This is a genomic window from Antarctobacter sp., from assembly GCF_034670325.1.
GTDB lineage: Bacteria > Pseudomonadota > Alphaproteobacteria > Rhodobacterales > Rhodobacteraceae > Antarctobacter.
Genome location: NZ_JAXMNR010000005.1, coordinates 111,668 through 128,606, shown reverse-complemented (window position 1 = coordinate 128,606; position 16,939 = coordinate 111,668). Strand labels below are relative to the sequence as shown.

Here is a 16,939-nt window from a genome sequence, read left to right as displayed (position 1 = left end):
CTGGGTGCCGCATTGGAGTGAACTAGCGGCTCTGTCACCCTGACGTGACTTGCGTACCGGCAAAGGTCGCGCTCTGATTGACAAATGCGCTGTGCCCTTGCCCTTGCATTCTACTTGTTTCCTACGCAGCTGATGGCCTGTGAGGTCGCATTGGTGCTGGCGGTCGATGTTTCTGGATCGGTGGATGCTCAGGAATACGACATTCAGATGCAGGGTTTGGCCGCTGCCCTGCGCGACAGCGCCGTGGCCGAGGCGCTGATCCGCGGCCGCGCGCAGGTGGCGCTGGTGCAGTGGACCGGCAGTTCGCGCCAGCAGGTTACACTGCCTTGGCGTGAGGTTCGCAGTTTTGCAGAAACCCGGGCGCTGGCCGATGAGATCGCAAATGCGCCGCGCGCATGGCGGCATTTTTCAACGGCCATCGGGGAGGCGTTGAGAGTGTCCACGCTTCTGTTCGACACTGTCCCGAATTGTCGTCGCCGGGTGATCGACCTCTCCGGGGATGGCTTGTCGAATGAGGGGCTGCCCCCGGACAAGCTGCGTTCCCTGCTTGGCGCACGAGGAATCATCGTAAACGCATTGGCCATCGAGGGGGCTGCAGAGCACGATCTTACCGCCTATTTCTTTGAAAATGTCATCTTCGGACCCGGTGCCTTTGTCGCGACGGCCAGTAGTTATGCGGAATATCCCGACAGAATCCGTCAAAAACTCTTGCGTGAACTGACCAAGCAGACAGCGGCGGAGACGGGGGCGCGTTAGCGCAAAACTGTGATCACACATTCCAAAGGCGTGATCACAAATCGCCAAAAACCGCGCCATTGCGCCAAAAAACCGCAGGATTGTATCGGCCTCCCCCGTGACACGCCGCGCGAAAGAAGTAGAACAAGAAGCAACGGACCCGAAAGGACATCATCCATGGCCGACGTGAACCGGGGCAATCGCCCGCTCTCTCCGCACCTGCAGGTTTACCGCCCGCAGCTTACCTCAATTACTTCCATCCTGACGCGCATCACCGGCAACGCGCTGCTGTTGGCCGCGCTTATGATCGTCTGGTGGTTCCTTGCCGCAGCGACCTCGCCCGAGTATTTCGCCACCGCCGATGCGGTGCTGCGCTCGTGGTTTGGCGATCTGGTGATGCTCGGCTCTGTCTGGGCGATCTGGTATCACCTGCTTGCAGGTGTGCGTCACATGATCTGGGACGAGGCCAAGATGCTTGAGATCGATACCGCCGAAATGCTCGGCTGGGGTGTGATCATCGGCTCCGTCGTCCTGACCCTCTTTACCATCATCGTTGTCTGAGGAGGCTCGACCATGGCATTTCTGACCGATCGCAAGCGCGCAGTGGGCTGGGGCGCAGCCAAATCCGGCACCGAGCATCACTGGGCGGTGAAGAAAAGCTCTGTCGCGCTGCTCTTTCTTGTTCCCTTCTTCATTTTCACCTTCGGCGGCGCGCTGGGCGGCACCTATGAAGAGGTGCTGGCCTACTACAGCCGACCGTTCCCGGCGATTGTTGCAGCGCTGACCATCCTTGTGGGGTTTCACCACTTCAACATGGGTGTTCAGGTGCTGATCGAGGACTACGTGCATGGCGTGATGGAAAAGATCCTGATCCTTGCCATGACGTGCCTCAGCTACGGCGCCGCCGCCGTCGGCCTTTTCGCCATCGCCCGCATCGCCCTCTGAGGCGCTGCGCAAGACCCATCCGCCAGTGACGATTTTTCGCCGAAAAATCGCCTCCCGCTACAGATCGACAGGTATACACCAATGGCAGCATACGAATACGAGACGCATGATTATGATGTCGTGGTCGTCGGGGCCGGGGGCGCAGGGCTGCGCGCCACGCTCGGCATGGCCGAACAGGGCCTGCGCACCGCCTGCGTGACCAAGGTTTTCCCGACCCGCTCGCACACGGTTGCCGCACAGGGCGGTATTGCCGCGTCGCTGTCGAACATGGGGCCTGACCACTGGCAGTGGCACATGTACGACACGGTCAAAGGGTCTGACTGGCTGGGTGACACCGATGCCATGGAATACCTCGCGCGCGAGGCGCCCAAGGCGGTTTACGAACTCGAACACTACGGCGTACCGTTCAGCCGCACCGAAGAGGGCAAGATCTATCAGCGGCCCTTCGGCGGCCACACCACCGAATTTGGCGAAGGCCCCCCGGTGCAGCGCACCTGCGCCGCCGCCGACCGTACCGGCCACGCCATCCTGCACACGCTTTATGGCCAGTCGCTGAAGAACAACGCCGAGTTTTACATCGAATATTTCGCCATCGACCTGCTGATGGAAAATGGTGAGTGCAAGGGCGTTCTTTGCTGGAAGCTGGACGACGGCACGTTCCACGTCTTCAACGCCAAGATGGTCGTGTTGGCGACCGGCGGCTATGGCCGCGCCTATTTCTCTGCCACCTCGGCCCACACTTGTACCGGTGATGGCGGTGGCATGGTGGCTCGCGCAGGCCTTCCTCTGCAAGACATGGAGTTCGTTCAGTTCCACCCCACCGGGATTTACGGCTCGGGTTGCCTGATCACCGAGGGCGCGCGGGGTGAGGGCGGCTACCTGACCAACTCCGAAGGGGAGCGGTTCATGGAACGCTACGCCCCTACGTATAAAGATCTTGCGCCGCGCGACTATGTTTCGCGGTCCATGACCATGGAAATCCGTGAGGGCCGCGGCGTGGGCGCCGAAGGCGATCACATCCACCTGAACCTGTCGCACCTGCCCGCAGAGGCGCTGGCCGAACGCCTGCCGGGCATTTCGGAATCGGCCAAGATCTTTGCCGGCGTCGATGTTACCAAGGAACCGATCCCGGTCTTGCCCACCGTGCACTACAACATGGGCGGCATCCCGACGAACTACTGGGGTGAGGTGCTGAACCCGACCGAAGGCGATCCCAACGCTGTCGTGCCCGGCCTGATGGCGGTGGGCGAGGCGGGCTGTGCATCGGTTCATGGGGCCAACCGCCTTGGCTCTAACTCGTTGATCGACCTTGTGGTCTTTGGCCGCGCCGCCGCGATCCGCGCCGGTAAGGTTGTCGACCCGGAAACTGCCGTTCCCGCGGCACCCAAGGACCAGATCGAAAAGGCCTTTGACCGCTTCGACAGTATCCGCAATGCGAGCGGCGGGACGCCCACCGCCGAATTGCGGCTGGAAATGCAAAAGACCATGCAGCGCGACGCCGCCGTCTTCCGCACCGCCAAGACCATGGCGGAAGGGGTTGAGGCGATGACCGCCATCGCGGGCAAGATGGATGACCTGAAAGTAACGGATCGCAGCCTCGTCTGGAACTCGGACCTGATGGAGACGCTGGAGCTGACCAACCTCATGCCCAACGCACTGGCCACCATCGTTGGCGCAGAGGCGCGCAAGGAAAGCCGTGGCGCACACGCACATGAGGATTTCTCCACCCGTGACGATGAAAACTGGCGTGTGCACACGATTGCTCGGGTCGATGGCAACAGCGTTGCCCTCAGCCACCGTCCCGTTGTGGTCGATCCGCTCTCGACCGAGGAACAGGGCGGTATTTCCCTTCAGAGGATCGCGCCCAAGGCGCGGACTTTCTAAGGACGGCGGAGGCGGCGATATGGCGCGCAGGCTCAACATCGGACAAGTCGGACGCTCAGCGTCCGAAACCGTTTCGGGGCGGGGCGGTGTGTCGGGACTGGCCTGTTGGCCGGCAGATGCGCGCCTGACCGCAAGGCTGCGAGCCTCGTGCCGATCATGGTTGAGGCGAACCGGCAGTGAGCCGTGATGTGCTTGTGCAAGGGGGAAAGAGATGTGTGATACCGCCAAAGAACATGGTCCGCGAACGGCTTCAATCCGGGGCCGACGCCTAAGTCTGCGATTGGCCTGTATCGTGGCCGTATTAGGTATTTCGTCGGTCTCCGCTGTTGCGGATGGCTATGGACAGACGGCCCGCAACTGTGAGGCGTGGGCGCACGACTACGCCTACACCGGCTCGAAATGGGGCTATGCAGACCGCTATCAGCAGGCCCTTCACGATTGTCGTAACCGACAGGCCGCACCTGCGCCCCAAACACGTTACCGCAAACCTGTTGTCGTGGTTCCCGCGGCCCCGGTCGGCTGTTATCCCGGCGCCCCGCGCTTGTATCGAGGCACGCTCTATTGTTTCGATTGATCCGTCATAGTGCCATCGCTGCTATCCTTGCGGCCCTTGCCGCCTGCTCGCCGCAGGCGCAGGATCAGATCGCCCGCAACGCGGCCCGCAGCGCGCTGACCCCGGTCGTGTCCGAACAGTTTCCCGGCGTGCCGCTGCAACCGACGCTGGATTGCCTGATCGACAACGCCAATGCGCAGCAGATTCGCGCGCTGGCCGCAGACGCGGTGCTAGGGCCCACCGAAAGCACGCTTCAGATTGCCAAGGACATCGCGTCCAAACCCGAAACCCTCCGCTGCCTGGCCGTGAACGGCCTTCCAGCCTTGCTTCGCTAAGGAGAGAGAAATGGTACAATTCACGCTCCCCAAGAATTCAAAGATCAAGACCGGCAAGACCTGGCCCAAGCCGAAGGACGCCAAGAATATCCGCAAGTTCAGCATCTATCGCTGGAACCCGGACGACGGAAAGAACCCGCAGGTCGACACCTACTTCCTTGATATGGATGCGTGCGGCCCGATGGTTCTGGACGCGCTGATCAAGATCAAGAACGAGATCGACCCGACGCTGACCTTCCGCCGGTCATGCCGCGAAGGCATCTGTGGATCGTGTGCGATGAACATCGACGGCATCAACACTCTGGCTTGTATCTATGGTCTCGATGAGATCGAGGGCGATGTGAAGATCTACCCGTTGCCGCACATGCCTGTGGTTAAGGACCTGATCCCCGACCTGACGCATTTCTACGCCCAGCATGCTTCCATTATGCCGTGGCTGGAAACCAAAACAAACCGCCCGGCAAAAGAGTGGAAGCAGTCCATCGAGGACCGCAAGAAACTGGACGGCCTTTATGAATGCGTGATGTGCGCCTCCTGCTCGACCGCATGCCCGTCCTATTGGTGGAACGGCGACCGCTACCTTGGACCAGCCGCGCTGCTGCACGCCTACCGGTGGATCATCGACAGCCGCGATGAGGCGACCGGCGAACGCCTCGACGAACTCGAAGACCCGTTCAAGCTGTACCGTTGCCATACCATCATGAACTGCGCCAAGACCTGCCCCAAGGGGTTGAATCCGGCGTTGGCGATTGCTGAGATCAAGAAAATGATGGTCGATCGCGCAGTTTGATCTTTTTATCATTCGGACATTCGCCCCGGCTGCCTTTGCGCAGTCGGGGCGCATTCGTTTGGGTGACGCAACTTCCCTTGCACAACCTGCAACCCGCGTTTGCGGCTTTGGTGGGTGTCACCACGGCACAGGAGGATTAGTTTGCCGGTCAGGGAGGGGGTCGCTGTAGTCAGAAAGGCAACCCCATGAACGAGCAGCAGAAAACCAAAGCGCAAGCCGCCCTTGAGGCCCTCAATCAGGCTTGGGCCTGCTATACCCCCGAAAAGCGCCCCGAAAGCACCGCGCCGGTCTACGAGGACTTGCCGCTGGCGGCATGATGGCTGTCAGTTGGTGCCCGGTCTTTCGGGCCGGGCACTTTGGCAAGGTGTGCGCCGCGCAGGGTTACCTCCGCCACTGTCCATCTGGCCAAGCACACAGCGGTGGCTGATGATTGCACCACAGGCCGGAGGTATCGCAGGGTAAACTGTCCGTCAGGCTGCTTTTCCTGCACCGTCGCGCCAGTTACATGGGACTCATGTTTGTTGTCGTAGGGCTCATCATCGCCTTTGTCCTGATCGCGATCTTTTCCAACCGTTCGACCCGGCTGTGCCGCTGGCGGGAACGGCGGAAAGACGACCAAAGTACCTGGACCTGCATTCAGTGCGGCGCACAGGTGGCTGGCGCGATTGGACAGCCGCCACGTGAATGCCATCGGCCTGATGCGCGGTAACGCCCTTGATTGCGAGGCGGGCTGATCGGTTCATGCCCTCTTGCGTTCGCCATCCTCCGAGGGTTCACTCGGCGCAAAAGGAGACGCGCCATGACGCTACCGCCCCCTGACGCCGAGGATCGCCGCGCCGTTGCTCCCGTGATCTGTTACCCTAATGAAACACTGCCGAAGCCTGATCTGCCGCTTTACCGTGCGGCTCTGGCGACGGCAAAACGCACTGTTGAGGTGCTGGCACCGCCGCGCGACGCCTGTTCCTTTACCGTGCCAGCGGGGCATTTCTTTCGCATATCCTCGGTCGAGGGTCCGCAAGTCGGGGACCTGAACCTGTGGAACGCGCACGACCTGTCCGAACGGTTCTATTCCGGCAAGACCCGTGCTCTGCACGGCACTCATGTCACCACCGGAGAACGCCTCTGGTCCAGCTTTCCGACGTTGCGGCCTATGGCGACCATCGTCGAAGACAGCCTGAACTGGTACGGCATGGATGTGTTCGGCGGGTCGGTCCATGACGTGATCGGCACACGCTGCGACCCCTATACCGGCAACCTGCTGGCGGGCACACAGTACCACCATTGTTGCCACTCTAACCTGGTCCGGGCATTGGCTGAGGCGCGTGAGATGTCCTTGGAGGCGGCCGAACCCCATGTTCATGACGTGCTGAACGTTTTCATGTGCACCGGGTTCACCCGCGACACGGGCCAATACTTCATGAAGGCAAGCCCCGTCCGGCCCGGCGACCAGATCACCTTTTTCGCCGAGATTGACCTGCTGGGGGCGCTCAGCGCCTGTCCGGGGGGCGATTGTTCGGCACAACACAGTTCTGACACCGCATCCTGCCATCCGCTGAAGGTTGAGGTGCTTGCACCGACCGAGCGGGCGTTGGACGGCTGGCACAGCCCGCCCGTCAACGGTTATGACCGGACGCATGGACTGTAGGGCGGGGTTCCCCCCGCCGCCACGTGTCGCCTAGGTGAACGCCGCTTCCAGAGCGATCTCGACCATCTCGCCGAACGACCGCTCGCGATCTTCTGCCGGAAGCGCCGCATGGGTTTTCAGGTGATCCGATACGGTCAGTACGGCCAGCGCACGTGCGCCGAAACGCGCGGCAACAGTATACAGTTCTGCCGCCTCCATCTCGACCGCAAGAACACCGTGCCGCATCATCTGTTCATTCAAATCCTGTCGTTCGTCATAGAAAACGTCCGACGAATAGATCCCGCCAACGTGCGTTGTGACGCCATGGCCGCGAGCGGCGGCAACAGCGGCTTCCAACAAGGCGAAATCCGCGCAGGGGGCAAAATTCAATTCTTTGAACAGCCCTTTTGACGGCGTGGAAAGGGTCGTGGCAGTCATCGCAATCACGATGTCGCGCAGACCCACATGATCCTGCATCGCCCCGCATGAGCCGATGCGGATCAAGGTCTTTGCCCCATAGTCGCGCAGCAATTCGTTGGCATAGATCGAAAGGCTTGGCATTCCCATGCCAGAGCCCTGAATCGTTACCCGCTGCCCCTTCCATGTGCCGGTATATCCCAGCATTCCACGCGTTTCGTTCACGCAAACGGCATCGTCCAGAAACTGGTCCGCTGCCCATTTCGCCCGCCGCGGGTCCCCGGGCATCAGAACGGTTTCGGCAATAGCTCCCGCGGCGGCCCCGATATGAATCGTCATATCAGATCGCGAGATCGTCGAGGGACTTACCCCCGTCCAGAGCCTCAATCACCCAGTTAGGCTTGCGTCCGCGTCCGGTCCAGGTCTGACTGGCGTCAGAGGGATTGGCGTATTTCGGCGCGCCCTTGCTGCCTTTGACATTGGCTGAGTACACTTCATCCAGCGAAAAGCCGAACTCTTTTACAGCCATTTCCGCAGCGCGTTTTGCCTCTGCCCGCTTACGCGTCTCAACCGTCTTGAGAGCCTTCTGCGCATCGGCGATCAATTGCACAAGCTGCTCGCGCGAGAGTTTTTCCAGATCGATATCCATGTTTCTTCTCCATTATTTTTGGACGCTGCTTTTTCAAGCCGATTTGAATTCAGTTCAACTGCTATTTTGTGTCATTTGCAAGCGGGAATAGTTTCTATCCCAATGTATAGAACTCTGAATGCGTTTCCTTTTGACCGACGGCCATGTCGTGAAATCATTATTTTGACGCTAAATAGCACCAAATTTAAAAGGCCCCGCTGGGATTGCGGGGCCTTTGTGTCGGCTAATGGGTATTTATGTAAGGTTATTCGGCTGCGACAGAGGCCGGATCGGCAAGAGTCACGATATCGCGCATGATTGTGTTCAGCTCGAAATCCTTGGGCGTATAGACCTCTGCGACGCCCATGCCCTTCAGTCGCTTGGCGTCTTCGTCCGGAATGATACCGCCGACAATCACGGGTACATGGGCCAGCCCTTCGGCGCGCATCCGCTGCATCAGGTCCTCGACCAGCGGAATGTGGCTGCCCGACAGGATCGACAGGCCAACGACATGCGCGCCTTCGCGCGCGGCCTCGACGATCTGTTCTGGCGTCAGGCGGATGCCTTCATAGTCGATTTCCATACCGCAATCGCGCGCGCGGAACGCGATTTGCTCGGCTCCATTCGAATGCCCGTCCAGTCCCGGCTTGCCGACCAGAAAGCGCAGCCGCTTGCCCAGCTTGTCGCTGACCAGATTGACGGCTTCGCGCAAGTCCTCCAGCCCCTCGGTCTTGTTCGACACGGAGCGCGACACACCTGTAGGCCCGCGATACTCGCCAAAGACGGCACGCATCTGCGCTGCCCATTCGCCGGTGGTCACACCCGCCTTGGCGCAGGCGATAGAGGCGGGCATCACGTTGCGTCCCTCGGCGGCGGCAGCGCGCAGGTCGGCCAGCGCAGCACGGACCTCGCCATCGTTGCGCTCGTCCCTCCAGTCACTCAGCCGGTCAATCTGGTCCTGCTCCATGGCCGGGTCGACGGTCATGATACCGCCGTCCTCGTCCATGAGCGGGCTGGGTTCGCCATGGGTGAACTTGTTCACGCCAACCACCACGGTCTCACCGCGCTCGATGCGGTTCAGCCGGTCGGCGTTGCTGTCCACAAGGCGACCTTTCATGTACTCGATCGCCTCGACCGCGCCCCCCATACTGTCGATATTGGCCAGCTCGGCGCGCGCGCCGTCTTTGAGCTCTTCGACTTTGGCGTCGACCGCCGGGTTGCCGTCAAACAGGTCGTCGAATTCCAGCAGATCGGTCTCATAGGCCATGATCTGCTGCATCCGCATCGACCATTGCTGATCCCAAGGACGCGGTAGGCCAAGCGCCTCATTCCAGGCGGGCAATTGAACCGCGCGCGCGCGGGCCTTTTTCGACAGGGTGACCGCCAGCATTTCAATGAGAATGCGGTAGACGTTGTTTTCCGGCTGCTGTTCGGTCAGGCCGAGGCTGTTCACCTGCACGCCATATCGGAACCGGCGGTATTTTGGGTCCTCGACGCCATAGCGGTCACGGCAGATTTCGTCCCAGAGATCGACAAAGGCGCGCATTTTGCACATCTCGGTTACAAACCGGATGCCTGCGTTCACAAAGAAAGAGATGCGCCCGACCAGTGTCGGAAAATCCTCGGCGGGGACCCGTGTTTTCAACTCATCCAGGACCGCTGTGGCGGTGGCCAGCGCAAAGGCAAGTTCCTGTTCCGGCGTCGCGCCAGCCTCTTGCAGGTGGTAGGAACACACGTTCATCGGGTTCCACTTGGGCACATTGGTATAGCAGTATTCGGCCACGTCGCCGATCAGCTTCAGGCTGGGTTTCGGCGGACATATATATGTGCCCCGGCTGAGGTACTCCTTGATCAGGTCGTTTTGCACCGTGCCTTGCAGTTTGCTGACATCCGCGCCCTGTTCTTCGGCCACGGCGATATACAAGGACAGCAGCCAAGGGGCCGTCGCGTTGATCGTCATAGACGTGTTCATCTGCTCCAGCGGAATATCCTGAAACAACGCCCTCATGTCGCCCAGATGGCAGACCGGCACGCCGACCTTGCCCACTTCTCCGCGCGCCAGAATGTGATCACTGTCGTAACCTGTCTGCGTTGGCAGATCGAAAGCGACAGACAGGCCCGTCTGTCCCTTAGCAAGGTTGCCACGATACAGTTCGTTTGACGCCTTGGCCGTGGAATGGCCCGCATAGGTGCGAATGAGCCAAGGTTTGTCGGCTTGACGAGCGGCCTTATTGGATTGCCGGTCACGGTCAGGGGTCTGGGTTTCGGTCATCGGGGCCTCCGTCGGCATGAATCGGGCTCGGCAATCTTGTTGCGTCCGAAACGGGATACGCGAAAGATTATGTCTCTGTCAATTCGCCGCGTCGCAGCGCGAGCAGATGCAGCATGGGCGCACTTCGGGATAAGCGCAATCTGCTGCGGCGCGGCGCATTTGCGAACTGCGGCGCGGTGCCGTCGGATTTGCACCAAACGCGTTTTTCGAGGTCAAAACGCACGCTGTGTACAAAACGCAGATCGAAGACGGCTGCCCCTTGCCGGGGGCGCGAGCCCCTGCAAGAGTCGGCGCGATGACGTCGCAAGTGTCCCTGCCGCTCTGGCTCTTTGCCCTGATCCTCGCCTTTGCGGTGGTCAGTTTCGCGACGCATTTCCTTTTCCCCTCGGTGCGCTGGGTGCTGCGCCGCCGTCTGGAGCGCGCTGTTGCGCAGTTGAACGAACGGTTGGAGCGCCCGATCGAACCCTTCCGTCTGTTGCGCCGTTATGACCTGATGCAGCGGTTGCTGTATCACCCCGACGTCACTCAAGCGATTGTCGACCACGCCGCCGAACATGGTTTGCGAGAGGACGTCGCCTTTGAACGGGCGCGCCGTTATGCGCGGGAGATTGTGCCCTCCTTTTCGGCCTTCGCGTATTTTGGTCTTGGCCTGCGGGGCGCGCGCTGGCTGTCGAATACGCTGTATCGGGTGCGGTTGGGACGCCATGAGGGCGAAGGGCTATCCGCCATCGAACCGGAGGCGACGGTTGTTTTTGTCATGAACCACCGGTCCAACATGGACTATGTGCTGGTGACGCATCTGGCGGCCAACCGCTCTGCGCTATCCTACGCGGTGGGAGAGTGGGCGCGGGTCTGGCCCTTATCGCGCTTGATCCGGTCGATGGGTGCCTATTTCATCCGCCGGACCGCGCGTGATGCGCTCTACCGCAAGATATTGCGGCGCTATGTTCAGATGGCAACCAGCGGCGGCGTCACTCAGGCGATCTTCCCCGAAGGCGGGCTAAGCCTTGATGGTTCGCTTGCGCCGCCGAAGCTGGGTCTGCTGGCCTATCTCCTCGACGATCTCGACCTGTCTGCCCGCGATGTCGTCTTTGTTCCGGTGGGGCTGAATTACGACCGTGTTCTTGAGGACAAGGTGCTGATTGCTGCTGACCGTCAGGGGCCGCGCCGGTTCGATGCTTCTGTTACCCGTGTCATAAGATCCGTTTTCCGACAGGTCTGGTTGCGCGTGACCGGACGATTCCATCGCTTTGGCTATGCGGCGGTGAGCTTTGGTGAGCCCGTGTCCCTGCGCAAACATCCCGCGCTTGCCAAGGATGCTGAGGAACTGGCAGAGGCGCTTATGTCTCGGATCGCCGCTATCATCCCGGTCCTGCCTGTGCCGCTGGTGGCACATCTTCTCATGCGCGGTCCGCAGAGCCGCGCCGAACTGGAACGCGCCTTTTCCGCAGCGGTCGCGGCTTTGCCAAAGGCTCATGTTCACCTTGCTCGGAACAATCGGGACTACAGTGTCGAATTTGGTCTGCGCGCGTTGATCGAACGCGGCATCGTGGAAGAGCGGGAGGGCGCCTTTGCGCTGACCCCCGATGGCACGCCGCTGGCAGCCTACTACGCGCGCTCTATCGATCACCTGTTCTGAAACGACGCGTTTTCGCACACACAGAGGGTTTTGGGGGGCAGTGCGCATGCTGCGTTCGCAGCGCAATGCTGCGCTTGCGTGAGAAATTCTGCGCCCGCTCGGTCATAAAATTACAAAAACGGGTCAAATGATGTTGCAATATTGCGCGCCCCCGAATATTCCGTTGATCAGACGCCGCGATTCTGCACCGCAGAACCGGCCTAACCGTTAACTCTGGCCTACAGGAGACCGACATGGCTCTGGATACGCATACGAACATCGCTCAATACGATGCGCCGGAAAAAGATCTCTATGAAGTCGGCGAAATGCCCCCGATGGGCTATGTTCCCAAAAAGATGTACGCGTGGGCGATCCGCCGCGACCGCCACGGCGAACCCAACCAGAGCTTTCAGCAGGAAGTGGTCGATGTCTGGGACATCGACAGCCATGAGGTGCTGGTTCTGGTGATGGCCGCAGGCGTCAACTACAATGGTGTCTGGGCGGGCCTTGGCCAGCCGATTTCCCCCTTTGACGTACACGGTCAGGACTATCACATCGCGGGGTCTGACGCCTCGGGGATCGTCTGGAAGGTGGGCGACAAGGTCAAGACCTGGAAGGTCGGCGACGAGGTGGTTATCCACTGCAATCAGGACGATGGCGACGATGAGGAATGCAACGGCGGCGATCCGATGTTTTCCCCCACCCAGCGGATCTGGGGATATGAGACCGGCGATGGGTCGTTCTCACAGTTTACCAAGGTGCAAGCACAGCAGCTTATGCCGCGTCCCAAACATCTGACGTGGGAAGAGAGCGCGTGCTACACGCTGACACTGGCGACCGCCTACCGGATGCTGTTCGGCCATCACCCGCATGAGCTCAAGCCCGGCCAGAACGTGCTGGTCTGGGGGGCGTCGGGCGGGCTGGGGTCTTATGCGATCCAACTCGCCAATACGGCTGGCGCAAATGCGATTGGCGTGATCTCGGACGAAAGCAAGCGTGAGTTCGTCATGGCGCAGGGCGCCAAGGGTGTTATCAACCGCAAGGACTTCAACTGCTGGGGGCAGCTGCCCATCGTGAACAGCCCCGAATACAATGCGTGGCTGAAAGAGGCGCGCAAGTTCGGCAAGGCGATCTGGGACATCACCGGCAAAGGTGTGAGCGTCGACATGGTGTTCGAACACCCCGGCGAGGCGACCTTCCCGGTTTCAACGCTGGTGGTCAAAAAGGGCGGTATCGTTGTGATCTGCGCCGGCACCTCGGGGTTCAATTGTACCTTCGACGTCCGTTACATGTGGATGCACCAAAAGCGCCTGCAAGGATCGCACTTTGCCAACCTCAAGCAGGCCGCCTCTGCCAACCGTCTGATGATTGAGCGCCGACTTGATCCCTGCATGTCCGAGGTGTTTCCCTGGGCCGAGATTCCGGACGCGCATATGAAGATGCTCCGGAACGAGCACAAGCCCGGCAACATGTCGGTTCTGGTGCAAGCCCCAAAGACCGGATTGCGGACGCTGGAGGATGCACTGGCCGCCCGCCAGTAACTTTACCGCGTTTTCATCGATCCACAGACGCCCGCGAATCGCCCTTGGCATCGCGGGCGTCTTGCGTTTCGGAACCGGTTTGTGCGCTTTCAGATACTTGGCGAAACACCCCCTCGCTATTTCTGGGGAGGAAGATTACGTGAATTTCGGCAAGTTTGGCTGCGTGCTATGGTTGTTTTAATGAAGCGTTAACCATCTATACACGAGGCTGATCATGGGACATGACTGGATTTTGGACGTTCTCACTGACCTGAAATCATTCGCTCGGGCCAATGGCATGCAGTCTTTGGCCGCGCAGTTGGATGATGCATCCTTCGTCGCGCAGGCAGAGATTGCGTCCCAGGCCGAGGGTAATGGCATTGGGCTTTTTGTCGGGAAACGCACTGCGACTGGACGGACTGATAGAGCGGCTCGAATCCGCTGAGGGACTCGAAGATCTGCAAATTCTGATCGAGGAATTGCGGGACAGCTACGGGGTCGACCACATTGTCTATCACTGGGTCAACAGCAATGGCGAACAATATGGATGCGGCACCTATGACCTGGAATGGGTCAACCGTTATCTGGAAAAGGGCTATTTGCGCGTCGATCCGGTGGTGGTGGGGTGTTACCAGCGATTCCACCCCGTCGACTGGAAGCGGCTGGACTGGTCCAGCAAGGCGGCAAGGGCGCTCATGCAGGATGCCATCGCATATGGCATCGGCAATCAGGGTTTTTCAATTCCACTGCGTGGACCCAACGGCCAGTTCGCCCTGTTCTCGCTTACGCACAACTGCAACGACACGGAATGGGAGGATTTCACAGTCACCAACCGGCGCGACCTGATCTTGATCGCGCACTACTTTAACCAGAAGGCACTGGAATTCGAACCCGGTCGCACGCCAGAGGCCTCACAGTCCTTGTCCCCGCGTGAGATCGAGGCCATGACGCTTCTTGCGGTCGGTTATAGCCGGGCGCAAGCAGCTGATACCCTTTCGATTTCCGAGCATACCTTGCGCGTCTACGTCGAAAGCGCCCGGCATAAACTGGGCGCACTGAACACCACACATGCGGTTGCCCGGGCGCTCAGCCGGGGCGTGATCGTGGTCTGAAAACGCTCTTTGGTAAAGCGTGCGTTCTATGTGCGCGCGCTGGAGTTGAATCTCGTTAACCAGTCCAGCGGCAATCTTTCCCCATCGAATACACATTCCGAGGGGAAACAACATGATCCGCTACATCTACGGCACCGACCTGCACAAATTCCCGAAGCTGGCCGACGCCATGTTCCGCGACCGGGCCGACCAGTTTAAGACACGGCTTGGCTGGGAAGTCTCCGTTGACGAGAACGGCTATGAGCGCGACGAATATGACGACGAAAACCCGCTTTATGTCATCTGGGAAAATGCCGATGGCACCCATGGCGGATCCATGCGCTTGCTGCCCACCGTGGGCCGCACCATGGTCAACGATCATTTTGTCCACCTGACCGACGGTGTCCGTATCCAGTCACCGGTGATCTGGGAATGCACCCGGTTCTGTCTGGCCCGTGGTGCCACACCCGGTGTAGCGGCGGCACTTATGCTGGCCGGGGGCGAGGTCATGCAGGAATTTGGCGTAGAGCACTATGTCGGCGTCTTCGATGCGCGGATGGTGCGGATTTATCGCCGCATCGGCTCTTCGCCAGAGGTGCTGGGGCAGCAGGGCGAGGGCCGCGAACAGATCAGCGTGGGTTTGTGGGAATTCACTCCGGCCGCGCAGGCACAGGTGTCAAAATCTGCAGGGATAACTCCGGAGATGTCCAAGCGGTGGTTTGCCCTGTCGTTCGGCGACATCGTGGTGCCCAAGGAAATGGAAGCGGCCTGAGGGTTAACTGGCACAGACATTTCAGATCGGTGCTGCAAGACGCGCGCGGGTTGATGCCCGCGCGCGTTTTCTGTCTGCCCGTTGGGGCGGTGGTCGAAGCACTCGCAGAATTGCGTATTTGGACAAAGAAGAAGCCGCAAAGGGTTCTGGTGGCCCTCCGCCGCGCGGGGTAATGTGCCGCCATGACCGTACCCTCCCTCGTTTTTTCCGATGATCAGGCCGCTGCTTATGACAGCGTGACAGAACTGTTGCGTGAGGCCGGTGTGGACCTTGACGACGGTCTGTGCCTTCCGGCGCAGGAAGGTCGCGCGCGTGTCATGGCCCTGATGGGCAAGGCAGGCAGCGGCAAGACGCTGTTGCTGGCTGAACTGGTCAAGGCGCTGGAGGCGGTTGGGGTTGAGACGGTCTCTGGCGACTATGAAAGTAGGCGGGCGCGTGAAAAGCGCACTTTGGCCGTGCTGGCGCCGACCAACAAGGCGGCCAGCGTTCTGCGGATGCGCGGCGTGCCGGCCACCACAATTCACCGGATCATCTACACGCCGGTCTACGATCCCGAATATGAAAAGATCGCCGAGTGGCTCATGGGGAATGAGGATGAGCGGCCAGAAATCGAGGGTTTGACCGATGTGGCGCTGGAACGCGCGCAGGCGGTCTATGCCCAACACAAGTCGGTTCCGGCGGCACTGGCGGCGGCGGGCCTGAGGGGCAGCGATTTCATCACCGGCTGGAAACGGCGCGAAGAGCCACTGGACATCGGGTTTGTCGACGAATCCTCTATGCTGGACGAACGCCAGTTCGAGGACCTGCAGGAGATATTTCCCAACCTTGTCTTGTTTGGCGATCCGGCGCAGTTGGCGCCCGTCAACCAGTCGGGAAAGATGGTGTTTGACGGCCTGAAGGACAGCCAGAAACGAGAGTTGAGCCGCGTGCACCGGCAGGCGGCCGACAACCCGATCCTTGATCTGGCCCATGCGCTGGCCGATCCTGAGCTGGGGTTCGAGGATTTTGAACGCATGGTCGAGGACGCGTCGCGGCGTGACGACCGGGTGGTTTTTGCCAATCGGGTCGAGGTTGATCTGATGGCCCGCTCACCCGTGCTGGTCTGGCGCAATGCCACGCGGATTCGGTTGATCAACGCCTTTCGCCGGGTGCATGAGGCCCCCGCCGATAGCCTGTTGCCCGGTGAGCCGCTGATTTGCGACGGGTTGGAATTGCCTTTGAAACACCGCAAGAAACGACTGGATCTTGAGGCGCGCGGGCTGATCAAGGGCGCGCAGGTGATCTACCTTGGACCCGGGAAAAAACCGGGATTTTCACGGCTGCACGTGGTCGGCGCGATGGAACCGCAGGTGTCTGCCGCCTCTATCGTCAAGATCGAGATGCCCGATGAGGAAGAGCCTTTCCTGCCTTACGCGGCGCGGATGGGGGCGACCTTTTTGCACGGGGCGGCGGTGACGATCCACAAGGCACAGGGCAGCCAGTGGGAGGCGGTGCAGGTCTTTGCGCCGGACCTTTTTGCCGCCGCGCGGGCCGGTCGGAACGAGGCCGGGCAGCCGTTGTGGAAACGGCTGGCCTATGTGGCAATCACCCGGGCGCAGTCGAGACTGTTCTGGGTGGTGCGCAACCGGCTGGCGCGCCCGTCGGGACCCCTAAGGGTGGACGATCTGAGCGGCGCACCGGCCCCCTTGGCGCTGGAGGCGGAGATTGACGGGCCGGCTGTCTAAGGGGGTTTTCTTCGGTCGCGCAATTTGTTGA

16 protein-coding genes are annotated in these 16,939 nt (G+C 60.4%); 13 read left to right on the top strand and 3 right to left on the bottom strand.

The annotated features are described in order from the left end of the window. Positions 1 to 84: 84 nt before the first annotated feature. The 8 genes from VOI21_RS13765 to VOI21_RS13730 all read left to right on the top strand — a co-directional run bounded on the left by VOI21_RS13765 (position 85) and on the right by VOI21_RS13730 (position 6,887). Complete coding sequence (locus VOI21_RS13765) at positions 85 to 756, top strand: DUF1194 domain-containing protein (protein ID WP_323770500.1); 672 nt, start codon at positions 85 to 87, stop codon at positions 754 to 756. 156 nt (positions 757 to 912) lie between these two features. Next, on the top strand, positions 913 to 1,296 hold the full coding sequence (sdhC, locus tag VOI21_RS13760; protein ID WP_323770499.1) for a succinate dehydrogenase, cytochrome b556 subunit: 384 nt from the start codon (positions 913 to 915) through the stop codon (positions 1,294 to 1,296). Between the two features lie 12 nt (positions 1,297 to 1,308). Next, positions 1,309 to 1,680 (top strand): succinate dehydrogenase, hydrophobic membrane anchor protein, encoded by a 372-nt coding sequence (sdhD, locus tag VOI21_RS13755; protein WP_323770498.1) that lies wholly within the window; start codon positions 1,309 to 1,311, stop codon positions 1,678 to 1,680. Between the two features lie 81 nt (positions 1,681 to 1,761). Then, a complete protein-coding gene (gene sdhA / locus VOI21_RS13750; protein WP_323770497.1) occupies positions 1,762 to 3,564 on the top strand; it encodes a succinate dehydrogenase flavoprotein subunit in 1,803 nt (600 codons plus the stop codon). Between the two features lie 561 nt (positions 3,565 to 4,125). Beyond that, positions 4,126 to 4,452: a hypothetical protein gene (locus VOI21_RS13745; protein ID WP_323770496.1), complete on the top strand. Its 327-nt coding sequence runs from the start codon at positions 4,126 to 4,128 to the stop codon at positions 4,450 to 4,452. Between the two features lie 10 nt (positions 4,453 to 4,462). Beyond that, positions 4,463 to 5,242: a succinate dehydrogenase iron-sulfur subunit gene (locus VOI21_RS13740; protein ID WP_323770495.1), complete on the top strand. Its 780-nt coding sequence runs from the start codon at positions 4,463 to 4,465 to the stop codon at positions 5,240 to 5,242. Between the two features lie 185 nt (positions 5,243 to 5,427). Continuing rightward, the gene (locus tag VOI21_RS13735) at positions 5,428 to 5,559 is read left to right on the top strand and encodes a hypothetical protein (protein WP_323770494.1); all 132 of its coding nucleotides are present in this window, start codon (positions 5,428 to 5,430) and stop codon (positions 5,557 to 5,559) included. Positions 5,560 to 6,041: 482 nt separating this feature from the next. Beyond that, a complete protein-coding gene (locus tag VOI21_RS13730) occupies positions 6,042 to 6,887 on the top strand; it encodes an urea carboxylase-associated family protein (protein WP_323770493.1) in 846 nt (281 codons plus the stop codon). 30 nt (positions 6,888 to 6,917) lie between these two features. On the opposite strand, the gene deoD is transcribed toward VOI21_RS13730, so the two are convergent. The 3 genes from deoD to VOI21_RS13715 form a co-directional block, all read right to left on the bottom strand. Next, entirely contained in the window at positions 6,918 to 7,622 is a 705-nt protein-coding gene (gene deoD, locus VOI21_RS13725; protein ID WP_323770492.1) for a purine-nucleoside phosphorylase, read from the bottom strand. Between the two features lies 1 nt (position 7,623). Next, the gene (locus VOI21_RS13720; protein ID WP_323770491.1) at positions 7,624 to 7,932 is read right to left on the bottom strand and encodes an H-NS histone family protein; all 309 of its coding nucleotides are present in this window, start codon (positions 7,930 to 7,932) and stop codon (positions 7,624 to 7,626) included. Between the two features lie 244 nt (positions 7,933 to 8,176). After that, positions 8,177 to 10,183, bottom strand: coding sequence for a protein meaA (locus VOI21_RS13715; protein ID WP_323770490.1), 2,007 nt, complete (start codon positions 10,181 to 10,183; stop codon positions 8,177 to 8,179). Positions 10,184 to 10,478: 295 nt separating this feature from the next. Between VOI21_RS13715 and VOI21_RS13710 the strand changes: the two genes are divergently transcribed. The 5 genes from VOI21_RS13710 (at position 10,479) to VOI21_RS13690 (ending at position 16,908) form a co-directional block, all read left to right on the top strand. Beyond that, complete coding sequence (locus tag VOI21_RS13710; protein WP_323770489.1) at positions 10,479 to 11,822, top strand: 1-acyl-sn-glycerol-3-phosphate acyltransferase; 1,344 nt, start codon at positions 10,479 to 10,481, stop codon at positions 11,820 to 11,822. Between the two features lie 233 nt (positions 11,823 to 12,055). Then, positions 12,056 to 13,342 carry a crotonyl-CoA carboxylase/reductase gene (gene ccrA / locus VOI21_RS13705; RefSeq protein ID WP_323770488.1) on the top strand — a complete coding sequence of 429 codons (1,287 nt, stop codon included), beginning with the start codon at positions 12,056 to 12,058 and terminating at the stop codon, positions 13,340 to 13,342. A 353-nt stretch (positions 13,343 to 13,695) separates the two neighbouring features. Beyond that, entirely contained in the window at positions 13,696 to 14,433 is a 738-nt protein-coding gene (locus VOI21_RS13700) for a LuxR family transcriptional regulator (protein ID WP_323770486.1), read from the top strand. 112 nt (positions 14,434 to 14,545) lie between these two features. Further along, positions 14,546 to 15,184, top strand: a complete 639-nt coding sequence (locus VOI21_RS13695; protein ID WP_323770485.1) for an acyl-homoserine-lactone synthase — start codon at positions 14,546 to 14,548, stop codon at positions 15,182 to 15,184. A gap of 182 nt (positions 15,185 to 15,366) precedes the next feature. Further along, positions 15,367 to 16,908, top strand: a complete 1,542-nt coding sequence (locus VOI21_RS13690) for an ATP-dependent DNA helicase (protein ID WP_323770484.1) — start codon at positions 15,367 to 15,369, stop codon at positions 16,906 to 16,908. The last annotated feature ends 31 nt before the right edge of the window (positions 16,909 to 16,939 follow it).